The organism is Mariniflexile sp. HNIBRBA6329 (assembly GCF_043558645.1).
Taxonomy (GTDB): Bacteria; Bacteroidota; Bacteroidia; order Flavobacteriales; family Flavobacteriaceae; genus Mariniflexile.
The window spans coordinates 56914-69418 of sequence record NZ_JBIFXS010000011.1 but is presented as its reverse complement, the minus strand read 5'-3'; the positions used below and the strand labels follow the sequence as shown (position 1 = coordinate 69418).

Sequence of the window (12505 nt, the reverse complement as noted above, 5' to 3'; positions counted from 1 at the left end):
TTTTTTATATACTTTTTGAAATACCAAGTGCCAAACCTCGCAATTCTGCTAAACCGCGTAAACGTCCAATGGCAGTATAGCCTGCATAAGCACTTTTATTATCTAAATCTTGCAACATTTGATGCCCGTGATCTGGACGCATTGGCAATTGTATGTTTCTCCTTTTTTCAATTTCTAAAACGGCTTTTACAACCTCGTACATATCGGATGAACCCTCTAAATGGTTGTCTTCATAAAAACTTCCATCTGCTTCTCTTTTTACGTTTCTGAGATGAAGAAAGTGAATTCTGTCTGCGAATTTCCGAATCATTTTAGGTAAATCGTTATTTGGATTTGCTCCCAAAGAACCTGTACAAAATGTAATTCCGTTTGACGGACTATCTATAAAACCAACCAAATCTTCCAAATCTTTTTCCGATTTAATAATTCTTGGTAGCCCCATAATATCCATTGGTGGATCGTCTGGATGAATTGCCATTACTATTCCATTTTCTTCACAAACTGGAATCACTTCATTTAAAAAATAAGACAGATTAGCTTTTAAATCGGCATGCGATAAATTATCGTATTGGGCAATCATTTCTTTAAAAACTGGAATGGTTAAATCGTCCACCGTTCCAGGTAAGCCTTTTAAAACATTATCTTCTAAATGTTGTTTTTCTTCTGAAGTCATTTCAGAAAAACGTACTTTGGCTTTTTCTAAAATTTCAGAAGTATAAGAATCTTCAACACCTTCACGCTGCATAATGAATTTTTCAAAAACTGCCATATCCACTTTATCAAAACGTAAGGCGGTACTACCATCTGGCAATTCCCAAAATAATTCAGTACGTGTCCAATCTAAAACAGGCATAAAATTATAGCACACATTTTTAATACCACAAGAAGCAACGTTTCTTAAACTTTGTTTGTAATTTTCAATACGTTGTAAATAATCGCCTTTACGCAATTTAATGTTCTCGTGAATGGGAATACTCTCAATAAAGTTCCACTCTAAATCGTGCGCTTCAATAGCATTTTTAACTTTTAAAATTTCTTCTACTTCCCAAACTTCACCATTTGGAATATGATGCAAAGCGGTTACAATTCCTGTTGCACCTGCTTGTTTTATGTATGATAATTTTACGGAGTCTGAAACCCCAAACCATCTGAATGTTTCTTGCATTTTTACTTATATATAAATTAAACACCACTAAAAGCACTAAACCCTCCATCTACAGGAATGGTAATGCCTGTTACGAATTTTGAAGCTTCAGAGCACAAATAATGCAACGCACCATTCAATTCATCGGCATCACCAAAACGTCTCATTGGTGTGTTTGTTATGATGGTATTACCTCTATCGGTATAACTTCCATCTTCATTTAACAACAAAGCCCTGTTTTGATTGCCTATAAAAAATCCGGGAGCAATAGCGTTTACGCGTAGTCCGTCGCCATATTTTAAAGCCAACTCTACTGATAACCATTTAGTATAATTATCAATCGCTGCTTTTGAAGCTGAATAACCAGCTACTCTAGTAATAGCTCTTTCTGAAGCCATTGAGGATATATTAATAATAACACCTTGCTTGTTTTTAACCATTTCTCTACCAAAAACAATAGATGGAATAATACTTCCAAACAAGTTTAAATCGACTACTTTTTTAAAGTCGTCTAAATTGATATCAAAAAACGATTGTGTTGGACCAACGGTTGCTCCAGGCATGTTCCCTCCTGCCGCATTTATTAAAATGTCTATTTTACCATACTTAGCCATAATAGCATCAGATACTTCTTGAAGACTCTTTTCATCAACAACGTTGCAAACATAGCCATCAACCTTTTTACTGATTGATTGCATTCTTTTTATAGTTTCATCAACTGTATCCTGCTTATAATGCAAAATAATAACTATGGCATCGTTTTTTAATAAATATTCGGCCATATTGCCTCCAAGTACGCCGCCACCGCCAGTTACAAGCACTACTTTATTTTCAACACTGAATAAGTTCATATTTAACTTCTGTTATTTTTTTATCACTAAATAAAATTAAAAAACAAATTTACACATATTCTACATTAATACTGCCCTGTACTATACTGCCAGTGTAATTTAATTGGATTATTTTTTATATCATAAAGATTTTTAGCCATTTATGATATTGTGAAAATTATAAAACTATCTTTTTTATTCATTAAAGTGAAATAAATTTAAAAGATTTAAAACAAAAATTTCATAAATTTTAATAAACAATCGAAAATTACAGTACAGTACAGGATAGAAACCTTCTAATCTTGATTTATTTTTGCTTTGTAATACTTTAATATTTCTCATGAACACACTTGCAAAAAATTTCAAATACGTAGATTATCTTTGGGATAACGAAAAAGCAAACGCCTTAGGTGATGACCAAGTAGCCTTATTTTTATACCGTTCAAACATTTTAGGTGCGGATTTAAGAATCACTAACTACGGTGGTGGTAACACCAGTTGTAAAACCATAGAAAAAGACCCTTTAACCAATGAAGAAGTTGAAGTTATGTGGGTAAAAGGTTCAGGTGGAGACATTGGTACCTTAACACGTTCAGGAATTGCAGGTTTGTATACAGGAAGATTGCGTGATTTAAAAAATGTTTATGGTGGTTTAAGTGATGAAGACCGTATGGTAGGGTTGTTTAACCACTGCATTTACGACTTAGATAGCAAAGCACCATCTATTGATACACCACTTCATGGATTGTTACCATTTGCTCATATAGATCACTTACATCCAGATGCTCTTATTGCTGTAGCTGCTGCTAAAGATAGTGAGAAAGTAACCAAAGAAATTTGGGGAGATACTATGGGATGGGTGCCTTGGCAACGTCCTGGTTTCGACTTGGGTCTTCAATTGGAAAAATGTTTAGCAGATAACCCTGGAATTCGCGGCATCGTTTTAGGTAGCCATGGTTTATTTACTTGGGGAGATACATCTTACGAATGCTATATGAATAGTTTAGAAGTTATTGAAATGGCTTCTGAATATATTGAAAATAAAATAAAGGAAAAAGGTTCTGTTTTTGGTGGGAAAAAAGTTGAAAGTCTAGCAAAAGAAGAACGCTTGGAAAAAGCTGCTCAATTAATGCCTTTATTAAGAGGCTTATGTTCTTCAGAAAAACGAATGATTGGTCATTTTTCTGATAGCGATGTTGTTTTAGAATTTATAAATAGTAATGATTTGGCTAGATTAGCACCGTTAGGTACTTCTTGCCCAGACCATTTCTTAAGAACAAAAATTCAACCTTTAGTACTTACGTTAGATAAAAATGAAGATTTAACCGATTCAAAAGCCATTCTTGAAAAACTAGAACCAGCTTTTGAACAATATAGAAAAGAATACGCCGATTATTATAATACTTGCAAAAAGTCGAATAGTCCAGCAATGCGCGACCCAAATCCTGTAATTATTATTTACCCAGGCGTTGGTATGTTCAGTTTTTCAAAAGATAAACAAACAACACGTGTAGCAAGTGAGTTTTACATTAACGCTATTAATGTAATGCGTGGTGCTGAAGCGATTACTGAATACACATCTTTACCAAGACAAGAAGCTTTTGATATTGAATACTGGTTACTAGAAGAAGCGAAACTTTCTAGAATGCCTAAAGAACAACCTTTATCTCGCAAAGTTGCTTTAGTAACAGGTGCTGGCGGAGGCATTGGTAAAGCTATTGCCGATAAATTAGCTGCTGAAGGTGCCGTTGTAGTATTGACCGATATTAACGAACAAAGTTTGATTGAAGCGAACGCTACTTACAAACGTGATGTTTCTACCTATGCGATTTGCGATGTTACCGATACCGAATCTATCGCTGCTGCTTACAAAAAAGCATGTTTAGAGTTTGGTGGTGTTGATATTGTTGTGCACAGTGCTGGTTTAGCTATTTCTAAAGCTTTAGAAGATACCACTGATAAAGACTGGAACATTTTACAAAGTATTTTAGTAAAAGGTCAGTTTGATTTAGCAAAACAATTCTCTGCTATTACACGTAAACAAGGTTTAGGTGGCGATTATATTTCAATTGCTAGTAAAAACGGTTTGGTTGCGGGTCCTAACAATGTGGCGTATGGAACTGCAAAAGCAGCGCAACAACACATGGTTCGTTTATTAGCTGCTGAATTAGCTAAAGATAAAGTTCGTGTAAACACCGTTAATCCAGATGGCGTTATTGTAGGTAGCAAAATTTGGGAAGGTGCTTGGGCTGAAGGTAGAGCGAAAGCAAATGGTATTACGGTTGAAGAACTACCTGCTTTTTACGCAAAAAGAAATTTATTAAATGAAATTATAACTCCTGCTGATATTGCAAATGGTGTTTTCACTTTCGTGGGAATTCTAGATAAATCTACAGGAAATATTATAAATGTAGATGGAGGTATGGCAAATGCCTTTGTTAGATAAGAAAATTTGAGTTAGTTTTAGTTTGTAAAAAACTTCCATAGCATATTAAAATATATATGGGAGTTTTTTTTTAAAATAACCAAATTATCCCATGACAACAAATCTAAGGCTATCCTACTACTAAAGAATAAAATTACCAACTCATGAAAATAGAACAGAACAATATACAAGACGTTAACAGTAAGGATTTAAAATCACATCAAGAGCATTTTGATTTTCTATCAAATAGTTTGTCAAAAAAAGGTACTAATGTTAACAACATCATTAAAAAACTACAAGACTTTCAAGTTGCCATTCCAAGTTGGGCATTAGGCGCTGGCGGTACACGTTTTGGACGTTTTTCATTTTATGGCGAGCCTTCAAGCTTAGAACAAAAAATTGAAGACGTAGGTGTTTTACATGCTTTAACACAAACGGCTGGTGCTGTATCGCTTCACATTCCTTGGGACATTCCCCAAGATTATAATGCTATTAAAGAATTAGCAAGTGGTTTGGATATTAAGTTTGATGCTGTTAATTCAAACACCTTTCAAGATCAAAAAAACGCAAAAGAAAGCTATAAATACGGTTCTTTAAGTAATACAAGTGAAGCAGTAAGGCAACAGGCCATTCAGCATAACATTGATGTTATCAATATTGGAAACAAACTAGGTTCTAAAGCTTTAACCGTTTGGTTGGCCGATGGGTCTTGTTTTCCTGGTCAGAATAACTTTCAAACGGCTTTTCAAAACACACAAGACAGTTTAAAAACCATCTACAAAAGTGTACCGGACGATTGGAAATTATTAATAGAATACAAACCCTACGAACCAAACTTCTACAGTACGGTTATTCAAGATTGGGGCGCTTCATTAATGCTTGCCAACGAATGTGGTAATAAAGCCTTTACTTTGGTAGATTTAGGTCATCACCTTCCAAATTCAAATATCGAACAAATTGTTTCTATTTTACAATTGAAAGGAAAACTGGGTGGTTTTCACTTTAACGATAGTAAATATGGTGATGACGATTTAACCGTTGGAAGCATCAAGCCGTATGCATTGTTCTTAATTTTCAATGAATTGGTTTACGGCATGGAAAACAATCCTCAAAATCCAGATTTAGCGTGGATGATTGATGCAAGTCACAATGTAAAAGATCCGTTAGAAGATTTAATACAATCGTTAGAAGCCATTCAAGAAGCTTATGCCAAAGCACTTTTGGTAGATCAAGATTTATTAAAAGCAGCACAATTGGATAACGATGTGGTTAAATGCCAAGAAATTTTACAAGATGCTTATAGAACCGATGTGCGTCCGTTATTGGCAAAAGCACGATTGGAAAGAGGTGGTGCATTAAGCCCAATTCAAGCATATCGCTCGTTGGACGTTAGAAATTCATTAATTAAAGAAAGAGGTAAAAACACCGTAGCAACAGGTTTATAATAGTTTGGTATGATAGACGTAACAGCTGTATTTGACATCGGGAAAACCAATAAAAAATTCTTTCTTTTTGATAAAGACTATAAGGAAGTTTATAAGGAATACATACACTTTGATGAAATTGAAGATGAAGATGGTTTTCCTACTGAAAACCTAGAAGCGCTTCAAACGTGGTTGAAAAATGTATTCGAAAACATTCTTAAGGCTTCAGAATTTAATGTAAAAGCCATAAACTTTTCAACCTATGGTGCCAGTTTTGTGCATTTAGATGAAAACGGCGAAGTACTTACGCCACTTTACAACTACACAAAACCTATCGATAAAAGCATTATAGATTCGTTTTTACAAAAGTATGGCCCTAAAGAAGAGTTTCTCAAAACAACAGGGTGTTTCGATTTGAGTTTGCTAAACTCCGGTTTACAACTCTATTGGCTAAAATATAGCAAACCAGAAGTTTTTAAAAAAATCAAATACTCGTTACACCTACCGCAGTATCTTAGTTATGTTTTTACGGGCATTCCGTTAAGTGAATACACCAGTATTGGTTGCCATACAGCGCTTTGGGATTATACGAAAAAGGATTACCATGAATGGGTTTATAAAGAAGAACTGAATAATATCCTGCCCAAAATTGTTTCTACCGAAACGAGCATCAACATGAACTATAATGGGAAACGCATCAAAATTGGTGTGGGTATTCACGATAGTTCATCGGCACTATTACCTTATGTTAGAAGTGTTAAGAAAAAATTCGTATTGGTTTCTACCGGTACTTGGAGCATCACTTTAAACCCTTTTACAGACCATCCTATTATTGAAGATACTCACGATAAAGATTCTATAAATTACATGCGAATCAATGGGAAACCTGTAAAAGCAACCCGTTTGTTTTTAGGGAACGAATACAAAATTCAGGTAAAAAAATTAGATAAACATTTTGGTGTTTCTGAAGATTACCATCGCCATGTAAAATTTGATTACGATACATATTCTGAAATTATGAAAGATTTCAAACATATGTTTAAATGGGAAAGTTTAACGGATAGTAATATGCCTTCTGAAACTAAAATATCTTATACCAAGTTTGAAGATGCTTACCACCAATTAATGACAGAGTTGGTACTACTTCAAATAAAAAGCATTAAAGAAGTTATTGGTGGCGACTCTATAAAAAGATTATATATAGATGGAGGATTTAGCGATAACGATCTTTTTGTAAAATTACTATCGCACCATTTTAGAAACATGAAATTAAGAACTACCGATTCGTCGTTAGGTTCTGCCTTAGGAGCAGCTATTTCAATTTCAGATACCGAGTTAAATTCTAAATTCCTTAAAAAGAATTATTCACTAAAAAAACACGTACCTTTTATTATAAAATAACTAATTTATACTTTACCAAAACTAACTAAATAAAACCAACACTATGAGCCAAATTAATATAGAAGCTGAAGAAATAGAACAAATTGCTGGAGGCGAGTTCGAAAGAACCCCTGTACCACAATCAAAATTAAAAAGTTGGAAAAGCTTTTTAGGTATGTATGCTGGCGAACATGCTGCTGGTACCGAATTTATGATTGGTCCTTTGTTTTTAACTGCAGGTGTTAGTGCTTTCGATTTAATTATTGGACTTCTAATTGGAAATTTATTAGCCGTATTATGTTGGAGATACTTAACTGCTGAAATTGCTGTTAAAAACAGATTGACCTTATATTTTCAACTAGAAAAAATATGTGGTAAAAACTTAGTTACGGGCTATAACCTTGCAAATGGTATTTTGTTTTGTTTTTTAGCAGGTTCTATGATAACGGTATCGGCTACTGCTGTTGGTATTCCTTTTGATATGCCTATGCCCAAATTATCAGATACACTTCCTAATGGTATTACTTGGGTTGTTATTGTACTTGCGCTTGGTGCTGTAATATCTATTATAGCTGCTAGAGGTTACGATACGGTTTCTAAAGCTGCCAATTGGATGTCCCCTATTATTGTTCTAGCCTTTTTAGCCTGCGGTGTGGTAGCATTAAATCAATTAGGTGTTTCTAGCTTATCACAATTTTGGGATATTTGGGGTGAAGGTAGAGACCCTTTTCCTGGGCAAATAAAATATACTTTTTGGCATGTTGTTATATGGTCTTGGTTTGCAAATGCCGCTATGCACATTGGTATGTCCGATTTATCAGTATTTCGTTTTGCTAAAAAAGCAAGTTCAGGGTGGACAACCGCTGCAGGTATGTATGTAGGTCATTATATGGCGTGGATTGCTGCTTGTTTATTATATGCTGTATATTTAAATTCACCTGAAGCACAAACTTTTTTATCAAATGGTGAAGCACCTCCAGTAGCTCCTGGCCCGTTAGCTTATAACGCTATTGGTATTTTTGGAATTATTGCTGTTGTATTGGCTGGTTGGACTACTGCAAACCCAACCATTTACAGAGCTGGTTTAGCTTTTCAAGCCATCATTCCTAAACTGTCTACATTTTGGGTAACTATTTTAGCGGGTACTATTGCAACCATAGCGGGTTTATTTCCTGCATTCGCCATGAAATTATTAGACTTTGTAGCTCTTTATGGCTTCATATTAGCACCTGTTGGAGCAGTTATTGTTTTTGAACATTTCTTTTCTCAAAAATATGGCGTTATTAAAAATTATGCAGAACATGCCAATATAAAGTTTAATAAGTCGGTACTACTGGCTTGGGCGATTAGTTTTGGTATCTTCTATTCTTTATCTTTAAAGTTTGATATTTTCTTATCGTTTGTAACCTTACCAACCTGGTTATTATGTGGTGTTTTGTTTCTTGTTTTCAGTAAACAATTTCAAAAAAAATAATAGAAAACAGATTATATCTAAATTAAAACATGAATCCGTAAACAGTACTGTTTACGGATTTTTATTTATTAAATAATGCAATAAACAACTACAATACATACACTCTTTTATTTAAGAAATTTAACAAGCACTTAGTATATTTGCATTACTCGTATCAATAAAAAAGAAGACATTGTATACTATAAAAAAGACCTTAAACAATTCTAATCAATTAGAATATATTGAAATAGAAAACTCAAATAAATCATGTTATGCAAAATTTTGTATCAATCTGGGCGCAAGCTTGCAGGAATTAAAACTTAATGGTAAAACTATTATTGAAGATTTATCTCCCTTAACATACAACAACACTTATGCATCGTCTATATTATTTCCGTTTGCCAATAGAATAAAAGATGGTAAATATACTTTTAATGATGAAGCGTTTCAATTTGATATTAATGAAACAGGAAATAATAATGCCCTACATGGTTTGGTTTTTGATAAAACATTTCAGATTATTAATCTAAACGAAACAGAAGATTCTATTTCTATTACATTCGAGTATCTTGAAAACAAAGAATCAAGAGGTTTCCCATACACCTACTCTATTCAACTTGAATATATCATAAAAAAGAGCTCGCTAGATGTTAATGTATTGGTTAAAAATACCGATACCAAAGCATTTCCTTTTACACTTGGTTGGCACCCTTATTTTAGTAGTAGTGACTTATTTAACAGCACACTTAATTTTGAAAGTAACAAACAACTTGTTTTTGATGAGCGTTGTATAACTACTGGTGTTGTTAATATTAATAGCGAATCAAATTTTGAGATTAAAGACAAAAAATTAGATGATTGTTTTATTTTAAATACCAACCAAACACAATTTAACACGCCAGATTATAAGCTTTTAATAAGTGCTTCTTCTAAAGAAAACTTTTTACAAATTTATACACCACCAAAAGCAAACACCATTGCTATAGAACCAACCACTGGTGTGTCTGATAGTTTTAACAACAAAATGGGTTTACAGATTTTAAAACCTAACGAAACATATCAACTAAATTGGAGTGTTAAATTGATATAATTACTTTAAATCGTTGGGTGTAATTAATGAAAATCAGTTTTTATTTGATTTGAAACTCATAAGCTAATTAGAATTTAAATGTCAGTCTGAGCTTGTCGAAGACTTTAAAAAAAACATTTCGACAAGCTCAATGTGACAATTAGTATAAAATTGACTTTTTAGAATAATTACACCCAACGGGTTACTTTATTAAAGTATAATGATTAAAAGTAAGATGATAATAATAACTCCCGATGAAATATAAAGTCCATTTCCTGAAGCTCTTACATCTTTTTTAATAGTTCGTACTTCTTTACGTAGTTCCTTTCTTTCAGAAGAACTTAAAGTCGATTTGTCCATAGCTTTAATTTCTTCTAAACGATTCAACATGACTTTAACTTCCGCTGGAATTTCAGTTGGAGCCGGTGCTGTTGTATTAATAGGAGCTTTTTCAACAGCCATAACAGTGTTTGGTAATGCTACTAATGACAACATCATTAACAACAAAATAAATGATTTTTTCATAATACCCTGATTTTAAGATTATTTAATATTGTAAATATACAAGATATTAACCTTGCGGTGTTATAACATTTTTAAGTCATGTTATATAATTCAAACTTTAAACAAATTTTTACAGAATTATTAAACATGAATTTTTATCTTTCATATTCTTTTATCATGAAAATTTAAAATAAAATGCAAACTTTTGAAACTACCCTAACAGTAATTCAGAAAGATTTAGACGAACTTAATCATGTTAACAATATTAGATATGTAGAATGGGTGCAAGATATTGCCAAAGCACATTGGCTTAAAAATGCCTCACCAAAAATTACAAAAGAATATTACTGGGTAATGCTGTCTCATTACATAGAGTACAAAAGTTCGGCGTTGTTAAACGATGTTATTAAACTTAAAACCTACGTTATAAATTCTGAAGGCGTTACAACAACTCGTATTGTAGAAATATATAACGATGCCGAAAAATTACTGGCAAAATCTGAAACCAATTGGTGTTTAATAAGTAGCGAAACAAAACGTCCTGCACGAATTACACCAGAAATAATCGATTTATTTAGCTAAATAACGAATCTACATACTATAGTATCAAAACAAAAGTTATATTTTTACCCAAATTGATTTTTTTTTATGAAACGCAGTTTATACTTTCTTTTTACCATAGTTTTTTTAATACTTTGGAGCTCATGTAGAAAAGATTTCGACTTTTCACCAAACACAGGAACTCTGCAATTTTCAAAAGATACCGTATACCTAGATACTGTATTTACCAACATAGGCTCTAGTACTTACAATTTAAAAGTATATAACAGAAGTAATAACGATATTTTAATCCCTTCTATAAGACTTGCTTTAGGCAACACCTCAAATTACCGCTTGAATGTAGATGGTATGGCAGGAAAATCTTTTGAAAACATTCAAATATTAGCAAAAGACAGCTTGTTTATTTTTGTTGAAACTACCATCGATATAAATAATTTTTCCAATCCGGATGGCAAATTTTTATACACAGACCAAATTGAGTTTGATACTGGGGCTAACCTTCAAAAAGTAGAGTTAGTTACCTTAGTACAAGATGCAGTTTTTATTTATCCCGATAGAGATAACACAACTAAAGTTATTGAAACCCTTAGTTTAGACATAAATGGCGATAAAGTAGAAACTGATATTCAAGGACGTGAATTACTACCTAGCGAGCTCACTTTTACAAACGAAAAACCTTATGTTATTTATGGATTTGCTGCTGTACCTAACGGAGAAACCTTAACTATAAATGCTGGTGCACGCGTACATTTTCATGAAAATTCTGGACTGTTAATTTCTGAAGGCTCTACATTAAAAGTAAACGGAACTGCTAGTAGCGATCAAAAACTTTTAGAAAATGAAGTTATTTTTGAAAGCGACCGTTTAGAACCTGATTTCTCTGAAGTTTCAGGACAATGGGGCACCATTTGGCTGTTTGATGGTAGTATAAATAACACCATAAATTACGCCACCATAAAAAATGCTTCCATAGGTATTTTATGCGACGGTAATCCTAATGTTATTGGTCAGAAATTAAAAATCACAAATTCACAAATATATAATTCCAGCAATTTTGGCATTTTGGGCAGAAACACATCTATTACAGGTGAAAATGTGGTGATTAACAATAGTGGGCAATCATCATTCGCAGGTACTTTTGGTGGAAAATATAATTTTACACACTGTACCATTGCCAATTATTGGAGTGGCTCCAGACCATTACCTTCTGTGTTGTTAAATAATTTTATTACTGATGAAGAAGACAATGCTATAGTAACCAATTTAACGCAAGCCAATTTTAATAACTGTATTATTTACGGAAACGATAATCCTGAAATTCTATTAGACGAAATTGAAGATGATGCGATAGTTTTCAACTTTAAGTTCACCAATTGCCTAATCCGTTTTGATAATAGAAACACAACTTTAACTGGACCAAACTACGATTTAAACGATACCAACCACTACGAAGGCAATATTTTTAACAAAGACCCTAATTTTAAAGATGCTAATAAAAACATGCTTATTATAGGTGATGATTCTGCGGCTATAAACAAAGGGCTTTCTACGTTTGCTACCCAAGTGCCTTTTGATATTTTAAATGTTGATAGAACTGCGTCTCCAGATTTAGGGGCTTATCAGCATATTATTTTTCCTGTGGAAGATTGATTAATAAAGACTAAGAAAGCTAATAGATAACTTTTATTTTCTTACTCTTTTTATAAGAAAACTAA

The 12505-nt window shown here is 33.1% G+C and carries 10 protein-coding genes; 7 read left to right on the top strand and 3 right to left on the bottom strand.

Going from position 1 to position 12505, the window contains the following annotated elements; translation table 11 throughout:
* Positions 1-4: 4 nt before the first annotated feature.
* Positions 5-1165: a mannonate dehydratase gene (gene uxuA / locus ACGK9U_RS12325; protein ID WP_394466683.1), complete on the bottom strand. Its 1161-nt coding sequence runs from the start codon at positions 1163-1165 to the stop codon at positions 5-7.
* A 17-nt stretch (positions 1166-1182) separates the two neighbouring features.
* Positions 1183-1995: an SDR family oxidoreductase gene (locus ACGK9U_RS12320; protein WP_394466682.1), complete on the bottom strand. Its 813-nt coding sequence runs from the start codon at positions 1993-1995 to the stop codon at positions 1183-1185.
* A gap of 319 nt (positions 1996-2314) precedes the next feature.
* Here ACGK9U_RS12320 and ACGK9U_RS12315 point away from each other — a divergent pair, with 319 nt between their 5' ends.
* From ACGK9U_RS12315 to ACGK9U_RS12295, 5 genes are all read left to right on the top strand, one after another.
* A complete protein-coding gene (locus ACGK9U_RS12315) occupies positions 2315-4420 on the top strand; it encodes a bifunctional aldolase/short-chain dehydrogenase (RefSeq protein WP_394466681.1) in 2106 nt (701 codons plus the stop codon).
* A gap of 143 nt (positions 4421-4563) precedes the next feature.
* Positions 4564-5844 (top strand): sugar isomerase, encoded by a 1281-nt coding sequence (locus tag ACGK9U_RS12310; protein ID WP_394466680.1) that lies wholly within the window; start codon positions 4564-4566, stop codon positions 5842-5844.
* 9 nt (positions 5845-5853) lie between these two features.
* A complete protein-coding gene (locus tag ACGK9U_RS12305) occupies positions 5854-7224 on the top strand; it encodes an FGGY-family carbohydrate kinase (RefSeq protein ID WP_394466679.1) in 1371 nt (456 codons plus the stop codon).
* A gap of 43 nt (positions 7225-7267) precedes the next feature.
* The gene (locus ACGK9U_RS12300) at positions 7268-8677 is read left to right on the top strand and encodes a purine-cytosine permease family protein (protein ID WP_394466678.1); all 1410 of its coding nucleotides are present in this window, start codon (positions 7268-7270) and stop codon (positions 8675-8677) included.
* 172 nt (positions 8678-8849) lie between these two features.
* A complete protein-coding gene (locus tag ACGK9U_RS12295) occupies positions 8850-9746 on the top strand; it encodes an aldose 1-epimerase (RefSeq protein WP_394466677.1) in 897 nt (298 codons plus the stop codon).
* Positions 9747-9935: 189 nt separating this feature from the next.
* Here the strand turns inward: ACGK9U_RS12295 and ACGK9U_RS12290 are convergent, their stop codons facing one another.
* On the bottom strand, positions 9936-10223 hold the full coding sequence (locus ACGK9U_RS12290; protein WP_394466676.1) for a hypothetical protein: 288 nt from the start codon (positions 10221-10223) through the stop codon (positions 9936-9938).
* 201 nt (positions 10224-10424) lie between these two features.
* Here ACGK9U_RS12290 and ACGK9U_RS12285 point away from each other — a divergent pair, with 201 nt between their 5' ends.
* Positions 10425-10811, top strand: a complete 387-nt coding sequence (locus ACGK9U_RS12285) for an acyl-CoA thioesterase (RefSeq protein ID WP_394466675.1) — start codon at positions 10425-10427, stop codon at positions 10809-10811.
* A gap of 66 nt (positions 10812-10877) precedes the next feature.
* Positions 10878-12440 (top strand): right-handed parallel beta-helix repeat-containing protein, encoded by a 1563-nt coding sequence (locus ACGK9U_RS12280; protein ID WP_394466674.1) that lies wholly within the window; start codon positions 10878-10880, stop codon positions 12438-12440.
* Positions 12441-12505: the final 65 nt, after the last annotated feature.

What these genes read in the sequence shown, in the direction of transcription:
- uxuA (WP_394466683.1), bottom strand. Translation starts at nt 1,165, where the DNA reads ATGCAAGAAACATTCAGATGGTTTGGGGTTTCAGACTCCGTAAAATTA.
- ACGK9U_RS12320 (WP_394466682.1), bottom strand. Translation starts at nt 1,995, where the DNA reads ATGAACTTATTCAGTGTTGAAAATAAAGTAGTGCTTGTAACTGGCGGT.
- ACGK9U_RS12315 (WP_394466681.1), top strand. Translation starts at nt 2,315, where the DNA reads ATGAACACACTTGCAAAAAATTTCAAATACGTAGATTATCTTTGGGAT.
- ACGK9U_RS12310 (WP_394466680.1), top strand. Translation starts at nt 4,564, where the DNA reads ATGAAAATAGAACAGAACAATATACAAGACGTTAACAGTAAGGATTTA.
- ACGK9U_RS12305 (WP_394466679.1), top strand. Translation starts at nt 5,854, where the DNA reads ATGATAGACGTAACAGCTGTATTTGACATCGGGAAAACCAATAAAAAA.
- ACGK9U_RS12300 (WP_394466678.1), top strand. Translation starts at nt 7,268, where the DNA reads ATGAGCCAAATTAATATAGAAGCTGAAGAAATAGAACAAATTGCTGGA.
- ACGK9U_RS12290 (WP_394466676.1), bottom strand. Translation starts at nt 10,223, where the DNA reads ATGATGTTGTCATTAGTAGCATTACCAAACACTGTTATGGCTGTTGAA.
- ACGK9U_RS12285 (WP_394466675.1), top strand. Translation starts at nt 10,425, where the DNA reads ATGCAAACTTTTGAAACTACCCTAACAGTAATTCAGAAAGATTTAGAC.
- ACGK9U_RS12280 (WP_394466674.1), top strand. Translation starts at nt 10,878, where the DNA reads ATGAAACGCAGTTTATACTTTCTTTTTACCATAGTTTTTTTAATACTT.